A 22018-nucleotide genomic window follows, 5' to 3' on the forward strand; every position below is an offset into this window, starting at 1 on the left:
CCGTTGTACACCGTATGGGAGCTGTTCTACGGTGTACAGCATGACGACGTCCTCCCAGGAAACGGCCCTGCCGCCGACGGCGCACGGCGGGCATCCCCAACGCTGGCTGATCCTCGGTGTCATCTGCCTCGCGCAGCTCACCGTGCTGCTCGACAACACGATCCTCAACGTGGCGATCCCCTCGCTCACCCGCGAGATGAACGCCTCGACCGCGGACATCCAGTGGATGATGAACGCGTACTCACTGGTCCAGTCCGGTCTGCTGCTCACCGCGGGCAACTCCGCCGACCGCTACGGCCGCAAGCTGATGCTGATGTCCGGCCTGGCGGTCTTCGGCGTCGGCTCGCTGGCGGCCGGCCTGTCCCAGAGCCCGGCCCAGCTGATCGCGGCCCGCGCGGGCATGGGCGTCGGCGGTGCGCTGCTGATGACCACGACCCTCGCGGTCGTCGTGCAGATCTTCGACGACCGGGAGCGGGTGAAGGCCATCGCGCTGTGGTCGACGGTCAGTTCGCTCGGCTTCGCGGCCGGCCCGCTGATCGGCGGCGTGATGCTGAACCACTTCTGGTGGGGCGCGATCTTCCTGATCAACATCCCGGTCGCGGTGCTCGGCCTGGTGGCCGTGGCCGCGCTGGTGCCGGAGTCCCGGCACAAGGCCGGGGACCGGCCCGACCTGCTCGGGGCGGTGCTGTCGACCATCGGCATGACGGCCGTGGTGTACGCGATCATCACCGGGCCCGAGCACGGCTGGACCTCCGGGCAGGTGCTGGTCTCCGCGCTCACCGGCGTGCTGGTCCTCGGCCTGTTCGTGCTGTGGGAGCTGCGCACCGAGCACCCCATGCTCGACATGCACTTCTTCCGCAACCAGAAGTTCATCGGCGCGGTCGCGGGCGCGATCCTCGTGGCGTTCGGCATGACCGGGTCGCTGTTCCTGCTCACCCAGCACCTGCAGTTCGTGCTCGGCTACGAGCCGCTGGACGCGGGGCTGCGGACCGCGCCGCTGGCGCTGACCGTGGTGGCCCTGAACTTCACGGGGATCGGGGCGAAGCTCGTGCTGAAGGTGGGGACACCCGCCGCGATCGCGCTCGGCATGACCCTGGTGTCGGCGGGGCTCGCGGCGATCGCGCTGCTCGGCGGGCACGGGTACGGGGGCATGCTGCTCGGCCTGGTCGTCATGGGCGCGGGGGTGGCCCTGTCCATGCCCGCGATGGCCAACGCGATCATGAGCGCGATCCCGCCGGAGAAGGCCGGGGTGGGAGCGGGCGTCAACGGCACGCTCGCGGAGTTCGGCAACGGGCTGGGCGTCGCCGTCCTCGGGGCCGTGCTCAACTCCCGCTTCGCCTCGCTGGTCGCCGTCTCGGCGGCGTCACTCCCGGCGGCGCTGGCCGCGGCCGGCAGCCCCGAGGAGAAGGCGCGCATCTCCGACGCGTTCGCCTCCGGCCTGGAGACGAGCCAGCTGGTCGGCGCGGTCGCCGTCCTGGCGGGCGGACTGGTCGCGGCGGGGTTGCTCCGGCGGGCGGAGCGGGCAGAGTCCGCCTGACGGGCGCTTAGCATGACCGGCAGCAGCACGACGAGGAAGGTGCGCCATGGCAAGGGCAGCCGACAAGGCCGCGCGAACCAGCGTCTGGCTGGAGAGCAAGGCGCACCGGCGGCGCGGTGGCGGACAGCCCTCGGGGCTGGACAGGGACCGGATCATCGAGGTGACCGTCCGCCTGCTGGACGCGGAGGGACTGGCCAAGTTCTCGATGCGGCGGCTGGCCGGCGAGCTGAACGTCACCGCGATGTCCGTCTACTGGTACGTGGACACCAAGGACGACCTGCTCGAACTGGCCCTGGACGCGGTCATGGGCGAGATGCGGCTGCCCGACCCGGACTCGGGCGAGGACTGGCGCGAGCAGGTCCGGGCGCTCGCGCGGGAGTACCGGACGCTGCTGGTGCGGCACCCCTGGGTGTCCGCGCTGGTCGGTGTCTTCCTCAACATCGGCCCCCACAACCTGGCGTTCTCGCGGGTGGTCCAGCGCGTCGTCCGCGGCACGGGGATGCCCCCGCAGCGCCTGACGAGCACGATCTCGGCCGTCTTCCAGTTCGTCTACGGCTACGGCACGCTGGAGGGTCACCTGGCCACCCGGGCGGCGGCCGGCGGCATGACCGTGGACGAGTACTTCCAGCAGGCCCTGAGCACGGTGAGCGAGGCCCCGCAGGCCGCCGAGGTCATCAGGGAGTCCCAGGAGATCATGGCGGCGCGCGGCGGCGACACGGTCGCCGAGATGCTGGAGCGCGACTTCGAGTTCGCCCTGGAACTGCTGATCGCGGGCATCGAGGCGATGGTCGCCCGGGGCTGACCGCCCCCGCCGCCTACTCCCCTTCGACCAGCCGCGCCGGGAAACCGCCCGTCGCCACCGGCCCCCACCGCTGCGGTGTGATCCGGATGATCGACTTGCCCTGCCTGACCATGGCCGCGCGGTACTCGTCCCAGTCGGGGTGCTCCCCGGCGATGTTCCGGTAGTACTCCACGAGCGGCTCGACCGAGTCGGGTGCGTCGACGACCTCCGCCGTGCCGTCGATCTGGACCCACGGGCCGTTCCAGTCGTCGCTGAGGACGATCAGGCTGACCCGCGGGTCCCGCTTGGCGTTGCGGGTCTTGGCGCGCTCCGGGTACGTGGAGACCACGATCCGCCCCGAGTCGTCCACCCCGCAGGTCAGCGGCGAGCCCTGGGGGCCGCCGTCGGAGCGGCGGGTCAGCAGGATCGCGTGGTGCCGGGGCCGTACGAAGTCGAGCAACTCGTCCAGGGAGACCCGGGTGTTCGTCGCGATGTTCGGTGCCATGCCCGGCAGCCTACGACGCCAGCGCCTCCGGGAGGTTGTCGTACACGGGCACGTCCCGGCGCATGCCGGTGAGTTCCAGGACGCGGCTCGCGATCCCGTCCGGCCGGGCCACCAGCCGGACCCGGGCCCCGGGACGCAGGCCCTCGCGTATGTCGTTGATGAGGCGGACGCCCTGGGAGTCCATGAAGGAGGTCGCCCTGAGGTCCAGGATGAGCACGTCCAGCCGGTCCCCGCGGGCCTCGGCCTCGGACATGACATGCGGGAGCAGTTCCGGGGCGGTGCAGTAGTCGATCTCGGCGGGCATCGTGAGGTGGACGCGGCCCGGTAGGTCGCGCAATTCTGTGGGATTCGTGAAGAAGGTCACGGCACTCACCTGGCAGACGTTCGTCCGGTTTCGGTAAGGCCGCTTCCTGACCCGTCGCCATTCCACCATGCCGGGGGGTGGCCATGGAAGCGGCCTGGCCCGGCCGTCGGCCGGGCGTCACTTCGAGGCAACCGAACAGTTAGAGTGCTGTCCGTCCTGTGCTCGCAGTCGGGAATGTGCTGCGGAGCTCTCCTGCGCACGGCCATGGCCGTGCATGCCGAAGAGGTTCGTGGTGGCTGCGTCCGAGTTTCCTGATTTGCCCCGTTTTCCGGTCGGCTTCGAGCTGGCCGAAGCACTGACGGTGGCTTCTCAGCAGCTGCACGAGACCTCCACTCCGCACAGCACGCTGCGCACGGCGGTCCGGCTGGCCGTCCACCTCATGCCGGGGGCCGAGCACGCCGGGATCTCCGTGATCGAACGCGGTGACAGGCTCCGCACGCTCGCCTGGACCGACGAGGTCGTCCGCTCCGCCGAGTCCCGGCACACCGGCCGCGACGGCCACGGGCACTGGGACCAGCTGTGGCACAGCCCCGTCGCGCGGATAACGGACAGCGAGGCGGACGACGGCTGGGACGTGCTGGCGGCCCTGGGTCTGCGCTCGGCGCTGTCGCTGCGGCTGCGCGCCGACAAGCGCCGGCTGACCGTGCTCACGGCCTACGCGCGCAAGCCCGGTGTCTTCGACGAGGACGCGACGCGCATCGGCCGGCTGTTCACCGCGCACGTCAGCATCGCCCTGGACTCCGCGACCGTGCGCGAGCAGCTCACCGAGGCCATGCACACCCGCGACCTGATCGGCCAGGCCACCGGCATCCTCATGGAACGTCAGGGCATCGACGCCGCCGCGGCCTTCGAGAGCCTGGTGCGGGCCTCCCAGCGGGAGAACGTCAAACTGCGCGAGCTGGCCCGCCGTATCGTCGGCACCCACAACACCGCCTGAGACCGGGGCCGGACAGCTCGGGGGGCGTGTTCGCGGGCCGACGGGATACCCGTACGGTCATGAGCTCCGAGACGTCCGACACGCTGGACCAGGCGATGGTGCGCAGCAGTGGTCTCGACACCCTGCTGCGCGATCTGACCGACCGCGCGGTGCAGGAGGTGCCCGGCGTGGCCGCGTGCAGCCTCACGGTGCGCCGCGCCGACCGGCTGCTGACGCTGGCCGGCAGCGACGGCCTGCCCAGCGGCCTGGACCTGCGGCAGTACGAGAACGGATCGGGGCCCTGCGTCGACGCGGCGGAGACCGGAGCCGAGCAGTACGCGCCGGACCTGGCCGAGGAGTCCCGCTGGCCTTCGTACACGCCGTACGCGCTGTCCCTGGGTGTGCGCTGCCTGCTGGCGGTGCCGGTCGCCGTCGAGGGCGAGACGGGCGCCGCGTTCAACTTCTACGGTGTGCGGGCCGGGGCGCTGGACACCGCCCGGGACACGGCCCGGGCCTTCGCGGCCCGGGCGGGGGACGCGATCAACGTGTCCCTGGCCATCGAGCGCCGCCGCCAGTCGGCGGCCGACGTGCGCACCGCGCTGCTCTCGCGCAGCGTCATCGACCAGGCGGTCGGCATCCTCATGGCCCGGGAGCGCATCGACGCCCGCCAGGCCATGGAGCGGCTGCGCCGGGTCTCGCAGGACCGGAACGTCAAGCTCCGGGACCTGTGCGGCCAGTTGGTGGACCGGGTCTCCCGGCCGCGCGACCCCTCCTCACGCCGCGGGCAGTGACTCGCCCTGCACGGCCTGGATGTCCAGCTCCACCCTGAGGGTGGTGCCGATGGCGGCGATGCCCGCCTGGAGGACCTGGTTGTAGTTCATCGCGAAGTCCTCGCGCCGCAGCTCGGTCGTGGCCCGGAACGCCGCCCGGGTGCCGCCCCACGGGTCCGGGCCCGTGCCCAGGTAGGCCAGGTCCAGGTCGACCGGCCGCACGACACCGTGCATGCCCAGCTCGCCGTGGACGGTCCACCGGTCCGACCCGGTCGCCGTCACCCCGGTGGACCGGTAGGTGATCTCCGGGAACCGCTCGACGTCCAGGAAGTCCGGCGACTTCAGATGCCCGTCGCGCATGCCGTTGCCCGTGTCGATCGAACCGGCCCGGATCACCGCCTCCACGCGCGACTTGGTGACGTCGTCCGGCGCGATCTCGATCGCGCCGGAGAACTCCGTGAACCGGCCGTGCACGCTGGAGATGCCCAGGTGCTGGGCCACGGCGGCCACGCTGGAGTGCACCGGGTCGATCGTCCACGGCCCCGGCGGCGGCAGCTCGGTGCCGCCCTGGCGCGCGAGCGTCACCGTGCCGACCTCGGCCCGCCCGCTCGCCGTGACGATCACACTCGACGCGGCGGGCGCGTACCCGACCGCCGTGACGATCACCGTGTACGCCCCCGGCTGCAGCGGCGCCGCGTCCCGTACGGCGCCCTCGGCGTCCGCCTCGGCCCGCAGCACCTGCGCGCCGGTCATGTCCGCCACCGTGACGACCGCGTGCGACACGGCCCATCCGTCCCGGGTACGGATCCTCGCGGTCAGTCCCATCTCACGTAACTCCTCAGAAAGAAACCGGCCCGTGGCAGGGGGCGCACCTCCGCTCAGAGCGCGCCCGCCCGCCACGGGCCGGGGTCCGTACTACTCGCCGGGGTGGGCGAGTTCGATGTCGTGGCCGTCGGCGCCGCGGCCCGTGACCGTCAGCGCGGTGGCCACCGGCGGGTAGCCCGTCGCGATGACGGTGTACTCGCCGCCGTCCAGGTCGGTGAAGGCGTACGCCCCGTCCGCGCCGGTCGTGGCCGAGCCGACGACGTTGCCCGCCTGGTCGACCAGCGTCACCCGGGCGTCGGCCAGCGGGCCGTGCGGGGCGCGGACGACACCCTGGACACGGGCGCCCGCGTCCAGGTCGATCTCGACCCGGGTGACCCCGGTGCCGCCGACCTCGACGGGCAGGGCGCGCGGCCGGTACCCGGCGGCGTTCACCGCGACGGTCACCGCCCCCGGCACCAGCTCGGCGAAGGAGAACTCGCCCTGCTCGCCGGTGGCCTGGGTGGCCAGCAGGTCGCCGCGCACGTCGGTCACGATGACCATCGCGTCCTTCACGGGCTGCCCGCTCTCGGCGGCCCGCACCAGGCCGGTCAGCCCGCTGGTGCCGCTGAGCAGGATGTCGTAGGCGAGCGGCTCGCCGTTGACCACGATCGTCGAGGCCTGTGGCTGGTAGCCGTCGGCGGAGGCGATCAGGACGTACGACCCCGCGCCCGGCGCGTCGACCGCGTAGGAGCCGTCGGACTGTGCCACGGACCGGCCCAGCTGACGCCCGGCCAGCGAGATCAGCGTGACGGCGGCCTGCGGCACGGGCGCGGACTCGGCGCCGCGGACGAAGCCGCGGACCGGGACACCGCCCCCGCCGGACGCGGGCTCCTCGGCCCGGGCCACCGTGGCGACCGCGGCGAGCCGCTGCGTGCCCTCGGGTCCGGTCCCGCCGGCGGCCTCGGTGTCCGCGACGGCCCAGCTCGGCACGGCCTTCTCGGCCGAAGCCCGGGCCGCCGCCTCCGCGGGAGCCTGCGCACCGGTTTCCGCGGCCGCGGCCTGCGCCAGCCCGCCCCTGGTCTTCAAGGGGACCTCCTTGATGAACAGCGACACCAGCAGCGCGAGCAGCGCCAGCGGGGCCGAGTAGAGGAACACGTCCGCGACACCGTGGCCGTAGGCGCTCTCCACGACGGTGCGGATCGGCGCGGGCATCGTGTCGAGGTCGGGGATGCCGCCCCCGCCCGTGCCGGCGTGGCCGAGGGCCGCGCCCTTGGCGCCGAGGCCGGCCAGGCCGTCCTGGACGTAGTCGGTGATCTTGTTGCCGAGCACGGCGCCCAGCGCCGAGACGCCCACGGCACCGCCCAGGGACCGGAAGAAGGTCACCGTGGAGCTCGCGGCACCGAGATCGCCCGGCTCCACCTGGTTCTGCGTGCAGAGCACCAGGTTCTGCATCATCATGCCGATGCCGAGACCCAGCAGCGCCATGAAGATCGCTATGTGCCAGTACTCGGTGTCGTACCGGATGGTGCCCAGCAGCCCCAGGCCCGCGGTCACCAGCACACCGCCGGCGAGCAGCCAGCCCTTCCAGCGGCCGGTCCGGGTGATGATCTGCCCGGAGACGGTGGAGGAGACGAACAGACCCGCGATCATCGGGATCGTCATGACACCGGACATCGTCGGCGACTTGTCCCGGGCCAGCTGGAAGTACTGGCTGAAGAAGACGGTCCCGGCGAACATCGCGACACCGACGAACAGCGAGGCCAGCGACGCCAGCGTGATGGTGCGGTTGCGGAACAGCCGCAGCGGGATGATCGGCTCGCTCGCCCTGGACTCGACCAGGACGAAGACCGCCAGCAGCACCAGCGACCCGCCGACCATCGCGTACGTCTGCCACGAGACCCAGTCGTACTTGTCACCGGCGAAGGTGACCCAGATGAGCAGCAGGCAGACGGCGGCGGTGATGAAGAAGGCGCCGGCCCAGTCGACCTTGACCTTCCGCTTCACCACGGGCAGGTGCAGGGTCTTCTGCAGCACGATCAGGGCGATCACCGCGAAGGGCACGCCGACGTAGAAGCACCAGCGCCAGCCGAGCCAGTCGGTGTCGGTGATGACACCGCCGACCAGCGGGCCGCCGACCATCGCCGTGGCGAAGACGGCGCCGAGGTAGCCGTTGTACCGTCCGCGCTCACGCGGCGAGATCATCGCCGCCATGATGATCTGGGCCAGCGCGGACAGACCGCCCATGCCGATGCCCTGGACGGCGCGGAAGGTGATGAGCATGCCCGGGTTCTGGGACATGCCGGCCGCCGCCGAACCCAGCACGAAGATCACCAGCGCGAGCTGGATCAGCAGCTTCTTGGAGAACAGGTCGGCGAGCTTGCCCCACAGCGGGGTGGAGGCGGTCATCGTCAGCAGGGACGCGGTCACGACCCAGGTGTAGGCGCTCTGGCCGCCGCCGAGGTCCCCGATGATCCGGGGCAGGGCGTTGGAGACGATCGTCGACGACAGGATCGCGACGAACATGCCGAGCAGCAGGCCGGTGAGGGCCTCCATGATCTGCCGGTGCGTCATCGGAGCGTCGCCGGAGGAGCCGTGGGAGCCTCCCCCGTGCTTGGCATGAGCCCGCACACCGGCTGGTGTGGTCGTTGCCATGGGCTTCCTTTACTTACGTGCTTGCGGGTGTACGGGTGGTCCGTTCGAAAGCGGGCGATGCCGCCCGGGCCGAGGGGCGGCAGTCGAAGCTGTCCCGCAGCCGCGCCATCAGCTCCGTGAGCCGGCCGACCTCCTCGTCGGTCCAGTCGCTCAGCCGCTCGGCCAGGACCTCGGTGGTCCGCCGGGACAGTTCGTCGAGCTGGGCGTGGCCCGCGGGGGTCAGGCGCAGGATGCGTGAGCGCTTGTCCGCGGGGTCGGGGGAGCGTTCGATCCAGCCCCGGTCCACGACGTGCGCGACATGGCGGCTGGTGACCGACATGTCCACCGCGAGCAGCTCCGCGAGCTTGCTCATGCGCATGTCGCCGTGGCGGCCCAGCAGGGTCAGTACGGCCGCCGACCCGCCGGGGCACTCGGCGGGCATGATCCGGCCGAGCTCCCGCTTGACGGCGCCGAAGGCACTGAACTGGCGGACCAGCTCTTCGTACTGCGCCCTCTCGGCCATGACACCTCCCGCTTTCGTTGCTTAGGGCAACCATAGAAGCCATTGGTTGCTACAGGCAAATAAAAAGGCGGGGCGCGGGACCAAAACTTGGCAAAGGCAAGTATTGCGAGAGTAAATGTGCAGGTGGCGAGCCTGGCGCTCCGGGGCGCACGGGGTCAAACGGAAGGCCAACCCCCACTTGGGGAGCCCCGGCGTTTTCGCTAGGGTCTCGGGCCATGGCTAACAACCAGGCCCCCCAGGGCAATCACGACCCTGCCGGCAGCACCCAGATGTTCCGCGCGTTCGTCGACGAGGCGCCGCAGGGGCGGCAGGCCGCTGCGTCGTCCGGCGGCCCGCGCATCGGCCTCATCCTCGGCGTGATCGCCGCGGTGGCGATCATCGCGGCGGTGGCTTGGCTGGCGCTGGGCTGATACGGCGGGTTCTCAAGCACGCGGCACCGAAGTCGAGGCCGGGTGGGTCCGCAACCCGGCGGCGCGGGGTGCCGCTGCGCCCACCCTCCCCCAAGCTCTCGGCTTCGCTCGAGCAGGGGGACCCCCATCGCCCCAGCGGCACGCATGCCCGCAGCTAAGCGGACCCGCACCTGCATACGGCGAGAAGGGGACGTGTCGGGGGGTGTCCGCCCGCAGCGGTTGGCGCGTCGACGGACAGCGAGTCGGTACGACACCCCATCGCGCCGTTCCGAGGGCGGACACCCCCCGGCGCGGCCCCGACCCACCCCCACCGTCAGGCGCGGGCCGGGCGACAGGCGACGTGCGCCCGCGGTCGCTCAGGCCGCCGCGCTCAGTCCGAGATCAGGCCTTCCCGCAGCTGCGCCAGCGTCCGCGTCAGCAGCCGGGAGACGTGCATCTGCGAGATGCCGACCTCCTCGCCGATCTGCGACTGCGTCATGTTCGCGAAGAACCGCAGCATGATGATCCGCCGTTCCCGCGGCGGCAGCTTCGCCAGCAGCGGCTTCAGGGACTCCCGGTACTCCACGCCCTCCAGCGCCGTGTCCTCGTACCCCAGCCGGTCCGCCAGCGACCCCTCGCCGCCGTCGTCCTCCGGCGCCGGCGAGTCCAGCGAGGACGCCGTGTACGCGTTCCCCACCGCCAGCCCGTCGACCACGTCCTCCTCGGACACCCCGAGCACCGCGGCCAGTTCGGTCACCGTCGGCGACCGGTCCAGCTTCTGCGAGAGCTCGTCGCTGGCCTTGGTCAGCGCCAGCCGCAGCTCCTGAAGCCGCCGCGGCACCCGCACCGACCAGGACGTGTCACGGAAGAACCGCTTGATCTCCCCGACCACCGTCGGCATCGCGAACGTCGGGAACTCCACGCCCCGTTCGCAGTCGAACCGGTCGATCGCCTTGATCAGCCCGATCGTGCCGACCTGGACGATGTCCTCCATCGGCTCGTTCCGCGACCGGAAGCGCGCGGCCGCGTACCGCACCAGCGGCAGGTTGAGCTCGATGAGCGTGTCACGGACGTACGCACGCTCGGGGCTGTCCTCGCCGAGCGCGGCCAGCCGCAGGAACAGGGAGCGGGACAGGGTGCGGGTGTCGATGGCCCCCGTGGCCGGCAGCACCGGCGCGGGCTCGGTCGCGAGCTCGGCCGGAACGTCGTCGATGGGGCCGAGTGAGTCGAGAGCATGGGGAGCTGTGTCGCTCTCCGCGAGCGTGAGCACCTTCGAGCTGCCCTGTTCTGCGGACATGCCACCCCCTTTGGGTCGCGGGACGGTCGCGGCGAACGCTCCCGTCTGAGGAACGCAGCCTTCACCTGAATACCGGAGCCGAAGCCCCGGCAAACGCGCTTCACGCAGAATGTCACATGTCGGCAACACGCTGTAGTGACATGTCGACATCTGAGACGCGAATCCGCCCTGCAAACAAGGGGTCTGACGACTTTTCGGCTCTCAACTGTCGGCAACGGCCCTGATGAGCGATTCCCTCGCCCCGGTGACCTCTCGCTCGCGTTTGCGGTTACGCGTCGATCCGGTTCGCAGACCGCAATCGCTGGAAGCTACGCGCCAGTAGCCGCGAGACGTGCATCTGCGAGACACCGAGCTCCGCGGAGATCTGAGACTGCGTGAGATTGCTGTAGTACCGCAGCAGCAGGATCCGCTGCTCCCGCTCGGGCAGCTGGACGAGCAGATGCCGTACGAGGTCGCGGTGCTCCACCCCGTCCAGGGCGGGATCCTCGTAGCCGAGCCGGTCCAGCAGCCCCGGCAGCCCGTCGCCCTCCTGCGCGGCCTCCAGGGAGGTGGCGTGGTACGACCGCCCGGCCTCGATGCAGGACAGCACCTCGTCCTCGGTGATGCGCAGCCGCTCGGCGATCTCCGAGGTCGTCGGGGTCCGCCCGAACGCGGTCGTCAGGTCCTCGGTCGCGCTGTTCACCTGCACCCACAGCTCGTGCAGCCGGCGCGGCACGTGGACCGTGCGGACGTTGTCGCGGAAGTAGCGCTTGATCTCGCCGACGACCGTCGGCATCGCGAACGTCGGGAACTGCACGCCCCGGTCCGGGTCGAACCGGTCGATGGCGTTGATGAGCCCGATGGTGCCGACCTGGACGACGTCCTCCATCGGCTCGTTGCGGGAGCGGAACCGGGCGGCCGCGTAGCGCACGAGCGGCAGGTTCGCCTCGATGAGCGCCCCGCGCACGCGGTCGTGTTCCGGCGTGCCCGGCTGGAGCTCCTTCAGCTGGGCGAAGAGCACCTGTGTCAGGGCGCGGGTGTCCGCGCCACGGCTCCGCTGGGGAGTCGCCGGGGCAGCCGGGGCGGCCGGGACGGCTTCCGAGGTGGGTGCCTGAGGTGCGGTACTGGCCAGCACGGTCAACTCCACCTCGTCATCATCAACTCATCCGTCAACTCTTCCATCAAAAGCGGTCATAGCATCACAAGACATGTGCACTGTGTGCAAGCACCCCATAACTACGTGTTGAGGGATGAATGGCGCATAAATGAACTCACGCCACACAGAAGCCCCCTGTCTCACCGACAGGGGGCCGGAAGTGAAGAGGAGGCCGGGCGGAGGCCGGACTCAGAACTCGTAGTCGGCGATCACCCACGTGGCGAACTCCCGCCACAGCGCCACGCCGGCCTGGTGATCGGGGTGCTCCACGTACCGCCGCAGTGCCTCTGCGTCGTCGAAGGCGGAGTTGATGGCGAAGTCGTACGCGATGGGGCGGTCGCTGACGTTCCAGCCGAGCTCCCAGAAGCGGAGCTCGGGGATCTTGCCGTCGAGGGCGCGGAAGGCCTCGACGCCCTGCACGACCCGGGGCTCGTCGCGCTGGACGCCCTCGTTGAGCTTGAACAGGACCAGGTGGCGGATCATCACTTTCCTCCGTTGGCGACCCAGGTGGCGAAGTCGCCCAGGGCCCGGGCGGCGTCCGAGATGCCCTGGAACCCTATCTGGACGTAGTCGGCGGCCTTGGCGGGGTCGGTGATGATCACGTACAGCGCGAAGACCACGACGACGTAGACGGCGACCTTCTTCGCGTTCACCGCCATCGCGGCCTCCCCTGTCCCTGGTGTTTCGAACAGCGCACATGATCGCACGAAGGATCGATCACACGAAGGGTCGGATCGCACGAAGGGCCCCGTCTCGCGACGGGGCCCTTCTCAAGCGGTAGCGGAGGGATTTGAACCCTCGGTGACTTGCGCCACACTCGCTTTCGAGGCGAGCTCCTTCGGCCGCTCGGACACGCTACCGAGGGAGACCTTACAGCAAGGTGCCGCGTGCTTCGAAATCGGTTTACGGCGACCACCCGGCGACCACCCGGCGACCACCCGGCGATCGACCGACGAACGCCCGGCGCCCCCCCCGGCCACCCCCGGCGGCCGCTCAGCGGTCGCGGAAGAACGTGGTGAGCAGGGCGGCGCAGTCCTCGGCGAGCACGCCCTCGATCACCTCGGGCCGGTGGTTGAGGCGACGGTCGCGGACGAGGTCCCAGAGCGAGCCGGCCGCACCGGCCTTCTCGTCGCGGGCGCCGTAGACGAGCCGGTCGAGGCGGGACTGCTGGATGGCGCCCGCGCACATCGTGCAGGGCTCCAGGGTCACCACGAGCGTGCAGCCGGCGAGCCGCCACCGGCCGAGGGCGGCGGCGGCCCGCCGCAGGGCGAGGACCTCCGCGTGGGCCGTCGGGTCGCCGCCGGCCTCGCGTTCGTTGTGCCCGGCCGCGAGCACGGTCGTGCCGTCCGGGGCCAGGACCACGGCGCCGACCGGGACGTCCCCGCCCCGGACGGCCTCGGCGGCCTCGTCCAGGGCGAGGCGCATCGCGGGCCGCCAGGGGTCCCGTACCGGGTCCGGGGGCTGCGGGGTGGTGCGAGCGGTCAGCGGACGGTCTCCAGCGTCTCCGAGGCGCCCAGGGACTCGGCGATCTCGGTGACGGCGTCCGTCGACATCAGGCGCAGCTCCTTCTCGCTCACGCCGAGGTCGTCCAGGATCTGCGCGTCGCCGACCGGGCCGTGCGGCACGGACTCGGCGGAGCCGGCCACGGGGTCGGCGTCGTCGGCCTCCTCGTCGTCCGACTCGCCGTCCTCGGTGCCGTCGAGGTCGAGGGCGTCCAGGTCGTCACCGTCGTCCGGGTCCCGGCCGAGCAGTTCGTCGGTGAGCAGGATCTCGCCGTAGCTGCTGCGGGCAGCGGCGGCGGCGTCCGAGACGTAGATGCGAGGGTCCTCCTCGCCGTCCACGCGGACCACGCCGAACCAGGCGTCCTCCTGCTCGATGAGCACGAGCACCGTGTCCTCGTCGGGGGAGGCTTCACGGGCCAGGTCGGCCAGATCCGACAGGGTTTCCACATCGTCGAGCTCTGTGTCGCTCGCTTCCCACCCGTCTTCGGTGCGCGCGAGCAGTGCGGCGAAGTACACCGTGACTCTCCCACTGGTCTTAGGCGTGCCGGTTGGGGGTCCCCCCGGCGGAGGTTACGGGCGGGGAGTGCTCGTCCGAGCCCCACCCACTCGGAATCGTGGCAGAAACAAGGCGTTCAGGGGACGTCTTCGGCTCCCTGTGTCCGGCAGTCGCGCTCGCACGCTCGTTGCCGCCACCTGCGGATCGTACGCGGCTTTGCCCTGCTCCACGCACGGTCACCCGCCACAACGTCCGCGCGGTTCGTGATCTTCCCCGGCGGTTCTCCCGCCCGTTCCCTACCAGCGGAACGTGCGCATGCGCATCGCGTGCCGCAGCCGGGCCGTCTTGGCGCGGCGCGGCTGGACCCGGTCGCGCAGGGCCCTGGCCTCGGCCAGGTCGCGCAGGAACCGGGCGCGGCGCCTGCGGCGCTCGGCGTCGGACTCGTCCGCGCCGGTCCGTCCGGCTGTTCCGTCGGGCCCGGCCCGTTCGGCCGTGCGGTCGTTCTCCGGGTCCGCCCCGGGCCATGTGCGCGGTGACGGATCGTGTCGGGTCTCCCGGTCGGGCATCTGGTTCACCACCCCCACTCCGTCTCTCCCACATTCCCCCGGACGAGCGGTTTGACGCCAGCGAACGGGTGACGGCCGGGCGGCGTACTTGCCGTGCGGCCGGGGCCGACGGGCCCGGTTACTGTTGTGGACATGCGTCTCCACGTCGTCGACCACCCCCTGGTCGCCCACAAGCTCACCACGCTGCGCGACCAGCGCACCGACTCCGCGACCTTCCGGCGTCTCGCCGACGAGCTGGTCACCCTGCTCGCCTACGAGGCCACGCGCGACGTGCGCACCGAACAGGTCGACATCCAGACGCCGGTCGCGCGGACCACGGGCGTCAAGCTCTCCCACCCGCGCCCGCTGGTGGTGCCGATCCTGCGCGCGGGTCTGGGCATGCTGGAGGGCATGGTGCGGCTGCTGCCGACCGCCGAGGTGGGCTTCATGGGCATGATCCGCAACGAGGAGACGCTGCAGGCCTCCACGTACGCGACGCGCATGCCGGAGGACCTGTCGGGCCGTCAGGTGTACGTGCTCGACCCGATGCTCGCCACCGGCGGCACGCTGGTCGCGGCCATCCGGGAGCTCATCCGGCGCGGCGCCGACGACGTCACCGCCGTGGTCCTGCTGGCCGCGCCGGAGGGCGTGGAGGTCATGGAGCGCGAGCTGGCGGGGACGCCGGTGACGGTCGTGACCGCCTCGGTCGACGAGCACCTGAACGAGCACGGCTACATCGTCCCCGGCCTCGGCGACGCGGGCGACCGGATGTACGGGGCGGCCGAGTAACAGCCCCCGGCCCCTCCGGGCGGCTCGCAGGAGCCGCTCCGCTCACCGGCTCGGAAGGCCGCTTAGGGGCTCGTAAGGCCGCTGAAGGGCTCGGAGAGCCGTTCAGCAGCCCTTCTTCTTCGTCGTCGGCGCCGGCTCGGGCGTGGCCAGCTTGGTCAGTGCCCGGTCGGCGTCCGGCTTTTTCGCCAGTTCCTTGAAGGCGTCCCCGATGACGAGGTCGACGGCGGCGCCCTTGCGGGCCGCCTCGGTGCGCCGTTCGGCGCCGGGGAGCTGGGTGCCGAGCACCGGCAGCGCGGTGTCCAGGGCGGACGCGGGGCCGAGGAGCAGGCCGGTGCCCTTGACCTTCTTGTCGTACTCCTTGGTCGCGTTGCCCACGTCGCCGATCCTGAAGCCGCGCTTCTTCAGCTCGTCGGCGGTCTTCTTCGCCAGGCCGCTGCGCGTGGTGGCGTTGAAGACGTTGACCGTGATCGTGCGGGGCTCGGGCAGGGCCCTGGCGCTGGGCGAGGGGCTCGCCTTGGTCGCGGGGGCGCAGTCCGTGCCGCCGGCCGCCGAAGCCTTTCTGCCGCCGCCGGTGAAGACGTCGATGAGCTGCAACGTGCCCCAGCCGCCCACGCCCAGCACGACGACGGAGGCGATGCCCACGGCGACGAGCCTGCCGCGCCGCCTGGGCCGGCGCATCCGGGGATACCTGTTGCCCGTGATGCGGTATTTGCCGCCCATGCCGGGGGGAGTCAGCATGCTCATGAGCGCAGCGTAGTGCGCCCGGGCGACGATGCCTACTAGATGATCATTCGACGTCGCCCAGCGGAACCCGAAAGGGTCAACCCGTGACCGGCGGGGGTCAGTCGAGCTCGAGCACGCGGGCGTGCAGCACCTGGCGCTGCTGGAGCGCCGCCCGCACCGCGCGGTGCAGGCCGTCCTCCAGGTACAGGTCGCCCTGCCACTTCACGACGTGCGCGAAGAGGTCGCCGTAGAACGTCGAGTCCTCGGCGAGGAGGGTCTCCAGGTCGAGCTGCTGCTTCGTCGTCACGAGCTGATCGAGGCGGACCGGGCGCGGCGCCACGTCCGCCCACTGCCGGGTGCTTTCCCGGCCGTGGTCGGGGTACGGCCGGCCGTTTCCGATGCGCTTGAAGATCACACGGAAAGCCTACCGGTCAAGACCTTCCGGGCGCAGCCATGGCGACGGAGTACGACGTCGAAAAAAGCCCCACAAGGCGGTACGAACCGCCTCAGGGGCACGCATATGCCGGACTCGGCCCCGTGTCGTGGGCGGCAGGTCAGGGCCGTTTTTCCGGGAGGCGGTCACCCGGGCCGCGCGCCTGATTCCCCCGAAAGGGGTCGGGGCCCCCGTTCCGTGACGTGGACCCCTGGGCGGCGGAGGCGCCGCGCGGGCCGCCTCCGCCGTCGCGGACGGGTCAGCCGCGGCGCCGGTCCTTCGGGGCCGGGGGCTGCGGCTCGCGCTCGGCGGGCGGGGAGGCCGGCTTGGGGGCGCTGCGGGCGGCCTCCGCGCGCAGCAGGGCGCGCAGGACCGCGTACGGGTCTTGGAGCATGGCTGTGTTCCTCGTCCTTGTCGCTGCGTCTGGTGGTCCCGTGCGGGACCGGTGGACCGGTGGACGGTCCGCTCAGCAGCGCAGGACCTCGGAACGCAGGGGGCGAGGGTCGTGCGGGGGGTTGGGCGGCACGGGCGCGGGGCGCCGTGCGATGCACGCGGGCGCGGGGCCGGGGAGCGGGGCCGGGCGCGGCGGGACGGCGGCGCGGCGGGCGCCGCGGGGGGCGGGGCGCAGGACGGTGTCGAAGGCGTCGTACTCGACGGCCGTGCTCTCCGCGGCGGCGAGGGCCGCCGGGCTCGTGTGGGCGGCGGCATGCGCGCCGGGCACGAGCAGGGCGAGCAGCAGGACGAGCACCCGCGGCCATGTGTGCCGGCGGGTGCCGCGGGAGACCGGCTGCGCCGCGGGGTGCACGGGAGGTCATTCCCCGCCGCGGGCGCGCCGTTCATCGCGCGGACCGGGAGTTCCGCCCGCTCGGCGTAGGGAGCACATGGCCCGTTCGCAGGGGGTGCGGCGGCCCGGTGCGCCGGGGGTGTGGTCCGGTCCCGGGGGCTCGCCGGTCGGTGGCTCGGTCATGCTTCATGCTCGGACCGGGCCGCGGACGCCCGCCATCCGGAGCGGGCCACGCGGATGACGCCAGGCCGAGTCCGCAAGGCCCCTCCTGCCCCGCGACGCCTGGCACGCACTCCCGCCGCACCGGACACAGTCCCGGGTACGCCCGGGTACGCGGACTGCGTCCGGCACGCCGGGAGGGCACGCACCCGACGCCGCAGGGCCCGCCCTCCGGGCGGACCCGGGGACTTCGCGGACGCGTCCTACGCGCGGGCGGCCTTCGCGGCCTTGGCCGCCGCCTTCATCTCCTGCTTGTGCGCCCGCACCTTGGCCAGCGACTCGGGGCCGGTGATGTCGGCGACCGAGCGGAAGGACCTCTCCTCGCCGTAGGAGCCGGCCGCCTCGCGCCAGCCCTCGGGGCGCACCCCGAGCTGCTTGCCCAGCAGGGCGAGGAAGATCTGGGCCTTCTGCTTGCCGAAGCCCGGCAGTTCCGCCAGCCGCTTCAGCAGCTCCTTGCCGGTGCCGGCGTCCTTCCAGACGGCCTCGGCGTCACCGTCGTAGTGCTCGACGAGGTACTGGCACAGCTGCTGGATGCGCTTGGCCATGGAGCCCGGGTAGCGGTGCACGGCCGGTTTCTGCGAGAGCAGCGCGGCGAAGGCCTCCGGCTCGTGCGCGGCGATCTCGTGCGCGTCCAGGTCGTCCGTGCCGAGCCGCTGGGCGATCGTCGCCGGGCCCTTGAACGCCCACTCCATGGGGATCTGCTGGTCCAGCAGCATGCCGGTCAGCGCGGCGAGCGGACTGCGGCCGAGCAGCGCGTCCGCCTCGGGGTCCTGGGCGAGGTGCAGGGTGACGTCCATGCCCCGATCATCCCCCGGGGCGGGCCCGGCCGCGTCCGGAGCCCGGGTCAGGGGCGCCAGTACCCGAGGGCGTGCACGCGCTGCTTGGGCAGGCCCAGTTCCTTGCGGACGTACGCGGCGAGCGTCCGGGTCGTCGCCGTGTCGCAGGCGATCCAGACGTACGGGTCGGCGGTCGTGCCCAGCAGTCCGGGCAGGTCCGCCTTGACGCGGTCGACGAGGTGGGCGCCGGAGTCCTGGCGGGGCACCTTGCGCAGCTCGTGGCGGTCCGGGTCGGTGCGGAACGGCAGGTCGTCGTCGCCGCCCTCGAACCAGACGGTCGCCGGGGCGGTGCCCAGGGCGTCCAGGAGGGAGTTGATGGCCGGCAGCGAGGCCGGGTCGCCGACGGCGAAGACGTGCGTGGGCGCGGGGCTCGGGTGTTCGAAGCCGGTGCCCTGGACGGTCGCCTCGATGGTGTCGCCGGGCTTCGCCGCCCGGGCCCAGTCGCTGGCGCACCCCTCGTGCAGGGCGAACTCCAGGCCGAAGGTCCCGGCCTCGGGGTCCGGGTCGACGAGGGTGTAGGCGCGCTGGTGCGGCTTGCCCGCGTTGTCGAACCAGAGCCGGACCCACATGGTGGGGTGCACGCCGGTCGCCGCCAGCAGGCCGCCGTCGGTGAAGCGCAGCCGCCGGTAGTCCGGGGTGACGTCCTCCGTGTCCGTCACCGTGAACCGGAAATCCTTCGCGCGCAGCAGTTTGAGGACCGCGCCCTCCCAACCCCGCCCCTGCCCCATCGCGTTTCAGCCCTTCGCGTACGATTCCGGCCACACAGCTATGACTTAGGCAAGGCTAACCTAAAGGAAGGTGGGGGTACAGGGTGGCGATCGAGATCTACCGTGACGCCTGGGGCATTCCGCATCTGCGCGCGGACAGCGCGGCCTCACTCGCCCACGCGCAGGGCCTGGTCACCGCCCGCGACCGGGCCTGGCAACTGGAGGTCGAACGCCACCGGGCGCAGGGCACCTCGGCGTCCTTCCTCGGCGAGAGCGCCCTGGCCTGGGACCGGTTCGCCAGACGCGCCAGACTCGACGACACGGCCAGACACTGCTTCGAGGACCTGGAGAGACGGGACCCCGAGACGGCCGACTGGGTGCGCGCCTACGTCGACGGGGTCAACGCCGGGCTGGCCGAGGGCGACGGATCGGCCCGGGCTGCCGCTCCCGAGTTCGCGCGCACCGGCCTCGCCCCCGGGCGCTGGCACCCCTGGACCCCGCTCGGCGTCTGGCTCGCCACGCACATCCTCTTCGCCGGGTTCCCGGCCAAGCTCTGGCGCGAGCAGGTCGTCACGCACCTCGGCGCGGACGCCGTCGGGCTGTTCGCCACCGACGGGCCCGGCACCTCCGGGAGCAACGGCTGGCTGGTGAGCGGCGAGCGGACCGTCACCGGGCAGGCGGTCATCGCCGGCGACCCGCACCGCTGGATCGAGGACCCGGGCGTCTACCAGCAGATCCACCTGTCCTGCCCGGAGTTCGACGTCGTGGGCCTCGCCGTCCCCGGCGTCCCCGGCATCGCCCACTTCGCGCACACCGGCACGGTCGCCTGGGCCATCACCAACGCCATGGCCGACTACCAGGACCTCTACCGGGAGCGGCTGCGGCGCACGGGTGCCGGGGTCGAGGCGCTGGACCCGGACGGGGTCTGGCGCCGGGCGGCCCGGCACACCGAGGTCGTCGAGGTGGCGGGGGAGGAACCGGTCGAGGTCGAGGTGATCGAGACCGGCCGCGGCCCGGTGGTGATCGGAGGGCCGGAGGGCCTGGCCGACGGCACCGCCGACCCGGGCCTGCCCCCGGTCGCCGTCAGCCTGCGCTACCCGCCCCGCGTCACCGGCGACCTCGGCTTCAGCGCCCTGCTGCCCCTGCTGCGGGCCCGCCGGGTCGCCGACGTGGACCGGGCCTTCGACCGCTGGGCCGAGCCGGTCAACGTCGTCCAGGCCGCCGACACCGAGGGCGGGGTCCTGCACCGCGTCGCCGGGTACGTGCCGCTGCGCGCCGAGGCCAACCGGCTGCGCCTGGTGCCCGCCTGGGAGCCCGGCCACGAGTGGCGCGGCCGGCAGGAGACGCCCCGCGCCGGGCTCACCGACGGTGTCGCCGTCATGGCCAACCAGCGGGGACCGGCCGCACCGCTCGGTGTGGAGTTCGCCCCGCCCCACCGCCACGACCGCATCGCCGCGCTGCTCGCGGACCGGGAGCGCTGGTCCGCCGCCGACATGCCGGCCATCCACACCGACACCCACCTGGCCTCCGCGGCCGCCCTCCTGGACCACCTGCGCCCCCTGGCGGACCTCACGCCCGGGGCCGCCGCGCTGCGGGACCGGCTCCTCGCCTGGGACCGCCGCATGGACGCCGGCAGCGCCGACGCGGCCCGGTACGCGGAGGTGCGCTCGGCGGTCGTACGGCGGCTCGCGGCCGAACCGGCCTTCGCCGCGCTCGCCACCCCGCCGGCGTACCCGGACGTCTTCCAGCCCTGGCTCGCCCTCCTGCCGCGGGTCGGCTTCGCCCTCGAACACCTGCTGACCGCCCCGGAGCTGTACGGCATCGACCGCCCCGCTGCCGTCCGCGCGGCCCTGGAAGAGGTGGCCGGGCGGCCGCCGGCCGGGGTCTGGGGCGACACCCACCGGCTCGCCCCCTGGCGCGCCCTGGACCCGGAGACGCCGTACGCCGAGCCGGGGCTGTCCGGCGACCACGACTGCGTGCTGTGCACCTCGGGCGTGCCGGGCCTGACCGACCTGGCCGCGCGCGGCCCGGCCGCCCGGTACGTCTGGGACCTGGCCCGGCGCGAGGACAGCCGCTGGGTGGTGCCGTTCGGCGCCTCGGGTGTCCCCGGCTCCGCCCACCACCGCGACCAGCTCCCCCTGTGGCTCGGGGGAGACCTCGTCCCGGTCGTCACCGACCGGGCCCAGCTGACCAAGGAGACCGATGTCTGACCCGTACGCCTCCCGCACCGCCGTCCACGAGCAGGTGACCGACGGCTTCGGCACCGTCCGCGTCCTGCCCGTGGACGCCGAGGCCGACGCCGGCGTCATCCACCGCTGGGTGAGCGAGGAGCGGGCCTCCTTCTGGGGCATGACCGGCCTCACCGAACGTCAGGTCGCCGAGATCTACGCCCACATGGACACGCTCCCCACCCACCACGCCTTCCTCGTCGTGCGCGAGGGCGAGCCGGTGGCGCTCCTGCAGACCTACGAGCCGGAGGCCGACCGCGTCGGCGAGTGCTACGCCGTCCGGCCCGGCGACATCGGCGTCCACCTGCTGCTCGCGCCCGCCGGGCCGGACGGCGGCAGGCCCGGCTGGACGGCCGGACTGATCGCCGTCGTCGCCGCGTACGTCCTGGTGGGCCTGGACCGCCGCCGGGTGGTGGTCGACCCGGACGTCCGCAACGAGAAGGCGATCGCCCGCTTCCTCAGGCAGGGCTTCACGGCCGGGCCGGTCGTCGTCCTTCCCGAGGTCGACCTGCCGGACGTGTACCTGCCGGAGAAGAAGGCCCAGCTCGCCTTCCTGGACCGGGAGATACTCTTCCCCGCGTGACGCCCGACGAGCTCATCGCGCACTACGGCCTCGAACCGATCCCCAGCGAGGGCGGCCTGTTCCGCCAGACCTGGGCCGGACCCGAACGCCCCGACGGCAGACCGGAGGGCACGGCGATCGTCGCGCTCCTCACGGCGGACGACTTCTCCGCCCTCCACCGTCTGCCCACGGACGAGATCTGGCACTTCTACGGGGGCGATCCCCTGGAGCTCCTGCTCCTCTCCCCGGACGGAAGCGCGCGCACGGTGGTCCTGGGGCCCGAGGTGCTCCGGGACCAGCACGTGCAGGTCACGGTCCCGGCCGGCACGTGGATGGGCGGCAGGGTCCGGCACGGCGGCGCGTGGACCCTGTTCGGCTGCACGATGGCCCCGGGCTTCACGTTCGAGGGCTACGAACACGGAGACGGCCCGGAGCTGGCAGTGGGCTATCCGGAGGTAGCGGACGCGATCACCGCGCTGTCCCGGCCCGCCGCCTAGACCGCCCGGGCCGGGGACCCGTCGAGCGCCGCACGTCCCGTCGAG

The 22018-nt window shown here is 72.4% G+C and carries 27 protein-coding genes and 1 tRNA gene; 9 read left to right on the forward strand and 19 right to left on the reverse strand.

Annotation, left to right across the window (positions count from 1 at the left end; genetic code table 11):
* The first annotated feature begins 40 nt into the window (after positions 1 to 40).
* Both CHR28_RS19320 and CHR28_RS19325 read left to right on the forward strand, forming a co-directional pair.
* Positions 41 to 1537 (forward strand): MFS transporter, encoded by a 1497-nt coding sequence (locus tag CHR28_RS19320; protein WP_094054933.1) that lies wholly within the window; start codon positions 41 to 43, stop codon positions 1535 to 1537.
* A gap of 46 nt (positions 1538 to 1583) precedes the next feature.
* On the forward strand, positions 1584 to 2339 hold the full coding sequence (locus tag CHR28_RS19325; RefSeq protein WP_094054896.1) for a TetR/AcrR family transcriptional regulator: 756 nt from the start codon (positions 1584 to 1586) through the stop codon (positions 2337 to 2339).
* 13 nt (positions 2340 to 2352) lie between these two features.
* Here CHR28_RS19325 and CHR28_RS19330 read toward each other — a convergent pair whose 3' ends face one another.
* Both CHR28_RS19330 and CHR28_RS19335 read right to left on the reverse strand, forming a co-directional pair.
* Positions 2353 to 2823: a PPOX class F420-dependent oxidoreductase gene (locus tag CHR28_RS19330; protein WP_094054897.1), complete on the reverse strand. Its 471-nt coding sequence runs from the start codon at positions 2821 to 2823 to the stop codon at positions 2353 to 2355.
* Positions 2824 to 2833: 10 nt separating this feature from the next.
* Complete coding sequence (locus CHR28_RS19335) at positions 2834 to 3196, reverse strand: STAS domain-containing protein (protein WP_373453366.1); 363 nt, start codon at positions 3194 to 3196, stop codon at positions 2834 to 2836.
* 205 nt (positions 3197 to 3401) lie between these two features.
* Here CHR28_RS19335 and CHR28_RS19340 point away from each other — a divergent pair, with 205 nt between their 5' ends.
* Together CHR28_RS19340 and CHR28_RS19345 are read left to right on the forward strand one after the other, a co-directional pair.
* Positions 3402 to 4124: a GAF and ANTAR domain-containing protein gene (locus CHR28_RS19340; protein WP_094054899.1), complete on the forward strand. Its 723-nt coding sequence runs from the start codon at positions 3402 to 3404 to the stop codon at positions 4122 to 4124.
* Positions 4125 to 4183: 59 nt separating this feature from the next.
* On the forward strand, positions 4184 to 4894 hold the full coding sequence (locus tag CHR28_RS19345) for a GAF and ANTAR domain-containing protein (protein ID WP_094054900.1): 711 nt from the start codon (positions 4184 to 4186) through the stop codon (positions 4892 to 4894).
* Here CHR28_RS19345 and CHR28_RS19350 read toward each other — a convergent pair.
* The 3 genes from CHR28_RS19350 to CHR28_RS19360 all read right to left on the reverse strand — a co-directional run bounded on the left by CHR28_RS19350 (position 4877) and on the right by CHR28_RS19360 (position 8831).
* Positions 4877 to 5698 (reverse strand): YceI family protein, encoded by an 822-nt coding sequence (locus CHR28_RS19350; protein ID WP_094054901.1) that lies wholly within the window; start codon positions 5696 to 5698, stop codon positions 4877 to 4879. The genes CHR28_RS19345 and CHR28_RS19350 overlap by 18 nt on opposite strands.
* Before the next feature lie 90 nt (positions 5699 to 5788).
* The gene (locus CHR28_RS19355; protein WP_094054902.1) at positions 5789 to 8329 is read right to left on the reverse strand and encodes an MFS transporter; all 2541 of its coding nucleotides are present in this window, start codon (positions 8327 to 8329) and stop codon (positions 5789 to 5791) included.
* 13 nt (positions 8330 to 8342) lie between these two features.
* On the reverse strand, positions 8343 to 8831 hold the full coding sequence (locus CHR28_RS19360; protein WP_094054903.1) for a MarR family winged helix-turn-helix transcriptional regulator: 489 nt from the start codon (positions 8829 to 8831) through the stop codon (positions 8343 to 8345).
* A gap of 215 nt (positions 8832 to 9046) precedes the next feature.
* Between CHR28_RS19360 and CHR28_RS19365 the strand changes: the two genes are divergently transcribed.
* Positions 9047 to 9241, forward strand: coding sequence for a hypothetical protein (locus tag CHR28_RS19365; protein WP_094054904.1), 195 nt, complete (start codon positions 9047 to 9049; stop codon positions 9239 to 9241).
* A 370-nt stretch (positions 9242 to 9611) separates the two neighbouring features.
* Here CHR28_RS19365 and CHR28_RS19370 read toward each other — a convergent pair whose 3' ends face one another.
* From CHR28_RS19370 to CHR28_RS19405, 8 genes are all read right to left on the reverse strand, one after another.
* Positions 9612 to 10517 carry an RNA polymerase sigma factor SigF gene (locus CHR28_RS19370; RefSeq protein ID WP_094054905.1) on the reverse strand — a complete coding sequence of 302 codons (906 nt, stop codon included), beginning with the start codon at positions 10515 to 10517 and terminating at the stop codon, positions 9612 to 9614.
* A 268-nt stretch (positions 10518 to 10785) separates the two neighbouring features.
* Positions 10786 to 11643, reverse strand: a complete 858-nt coding sequence (locus CHR28_RS19375; RefSeq protein ID WP_094054906.1) for an RNA polymerase sigma factor SigF — start codon at positions 11641 to 11643, stop codon at positions 10786 to 10788.
* A 198-nt stretch (positions 11644 to 11841) separates the two neighbouring features.
* Complete coding sequence (locus CHR28_RS19380; RefSeq protein WP_094054907.1) at positions 11842 to 12135, reverse strand: Dabb family protein; 294 nt, start codon at positions 12133 to 12135, stop codon at positions 11842 to 11844.
* Positions 12135 to 12311, reverse strand: coding sequence for a hypothetical protein (locus tag CHR28_RS19385; RefSeq protein WP_094054908.1), 177 nt, complete (start codon positions 12309 to 12311; stop codon positions 12135 to 12137). The genes CHR28_RS19380 and CHR28_RS19385 overlap by 1 nt, the downstream gene beginning before the upstream one ends.
* Before the next feature lie 116 nt (positions 12312 to 12427).
* Positions 12428 to 12512, reverse strand: a tRNA-Ser gene (locus CHR28_RS19390).
* 133 nt (positions 12513 to 12645) lie between these two features.
* Positions 12646 to 13077: a tRNA adenosine(34) deaminase TadA gene (gene tadA, locus CHR28_RS19395; RefSeq protein WP_094054909.1), complete on the reverse strand. Its 432-nt coding sequence runs from the start codon at positions 13075 to 13077 to the stop codon at positions 12646 to 12648.
* 56 nt (positions 13078 to 13133) lie between these two features.
* Entirely contained in the window at positions 13134 to 13670 is a 537-nt protein-coding gene (locus CHR28_RS19400; RefSeq protein WP_094054910.1) for a tRNA adenosine deaminase-associated protein, read from the reverse strand.
* A 276-nt stretch (positions 13671 to 13946) separates the two neighbouring features.
* On the reverse strand, positions 13947 to 14216 hold the full coding sequence (locus tag CHR28_RS19405; RefSeq protein ID WP_094054934.1) for a hypothetical protein: 270 nt from the start codon (positions 14214 to 14216) through the stop codon (positions 13947 to 13949).
* A gap of 132 nt (positions 14217 to 14348) precedes the next feature.
* Here CHR28_RS19405 and upp point away from each other — a divergent pair, with 132 nt between their 5' ends.
* The gene (gene upp, locus CHR28_RS19410) at positions 14349 to 14984 is read left to right on the forward strand and encodes a uracil phosphoribosyltransferase (RefSeq protein WP_094054911.1); all 636 of its coding nucleotides are present in this window, start codon (positions 14349 to 14351) and stop codon (positions 14982 to 14984) included.
* Positions 14985 to 15086: 102 nt separating this feature from the next.
* On the opposite strand, the gene CHR28_RS19415 is transcribed toward upp, so the two are convergent.
* The 6 genes from CHR28_RS19415 to CHR28_RS19435 form a co-directional block, all read right to left on the reverse strand.
* Complete coding sequence (locus CHR28_RS19415) at positions 15087 to 15704, reverse strand: LytR C-terminal domain-containing protein (RefSeq protein WP_094054912.1); 618 nt, start codon at positions 15702 to 15704, stop codon at positions 15087 to 15089.
* Positions 15705 to 15825: 121 nt separating this feature from the next.
* Positions 15826 to 16122 carry a type II toxin-antitoxin system VapB family antitoxin gene (locus CHR28_RS19420; protein ID WP_004943146.1) on the reverse strand — a complete coding sequence of 99 codons (297 nt, stop codon included), beginning with the start codon at positions 16120 to 16122 and terminating at the stop codon, positions 15826 to 15828.
* 277 nt (positions 16123 to 16399) lie between these two features.
* The gene (locus CHR28_RS38410) at positions 16400 to 16534 is read right to left on the reverse strand and encodes a hypothetical protein (protein WP_256984303.1); all 135 of its coding nucleotides are present in this window, start codon (positions 16532 to 16534) and stop codon (positions 16400 to 16402) included.
* A 72-nt stretch (positions 16535 to 16606) separates the two neighbouring features.
* Positions 16607 to 16945: a hypothetical protein gene (locus CHR28_RS19425; RefSeq protein WP_256984304.1), complete on the reverse strand. Its 339-nt coding sequence runs from the start codon at positions 16943 to 16945 to the stop codon at positions 16607 to 16609.
* Between the two features lie 401 nt (positions 16946 to 17346).
* On the reverse strand, positions 17347 to 17940 hold the full coding sequence (locus CHR28_RS19430) for an HhH-GPD-type base excision DNA repair protein (protein WP_094054913.1): 594 nt from the start codon (positions 17938 to 17940) through the stop codon (positions 17347 to 17349).
* 47 nt (positions 17941 to 17987) lie between these two features.
* Positions 17988 to 18707: a siderophore-interacting protein gene (locus tag CHR28_RS19435; protein ID WP_094054914.1), complete on the reverse strand. Its 720-nt coding sequence runs from the start codon at positions 18705 to 18707 to the stop codon at positions 17988 to 17990.
* An 83-nt stretch (positions 18708 to 18790) separates the two neighbouring features.
* Between CHR28_RS19435 and CHR28_RS19440 the strand changes: the two genes are divergently transcribed.
* From CHR28_RS19440 to CHR28_RS19450, 3 genes are read left to right on the forward strand one after another with little or no spacing between them, the layout of a single operon-like run.
* A complete protein-coding gene (locus CHR28_RS19440; protein WP_094054915.1) occupies positions 18791 to 20896 on the forward strand; it encodes a penicillin acylase family protein in 2106 nt (701 codons plus the stop codon).
* Positions 20889 to 21497 carry a GNAT family N-acetyltransferase gene (locus CHR28_RS19445; protein WP_094054916.1) on the forward strand — a complete coding sequence of 203 codons (609 nt, stop codon included), beginning with the start codon at positions 20889 to 20891 and terminating at the stop codon, positions 21495 to 21497. Before CHR28_RS19440 ends, CHR28_RS19445 begins: the two co-directional genes overlap by 8 nt.
* The gene (locus tag CHR28_RS19450; RefSeq protein WP_094054917.1) at positions 21494 to 21973 is read left to right on the forward strand and encodes a cupin domain-containing protein; all 480 of its coding nucleotides are present in this window, start codon (positions 21494 to 21496) and stop codon (positions 21971 to 21973) included. Before CHR28_RS19445 ends, CHR28_RS19450 begins: the two co-directional genes overlap by 4 nt.
* Positions 21974 to 22018 lie beyond the last annotated feature (45 nt).

This window comes from Streptomyces sp. XY006, assembly GCF_002237655.1.
Classification (GTDB): domain Bacteria; phylum Actinomycetota; class Actinomycetes; order Streptomycetales; family Streptomycetaceae; genus Streptomyces; species Streptomyces levis.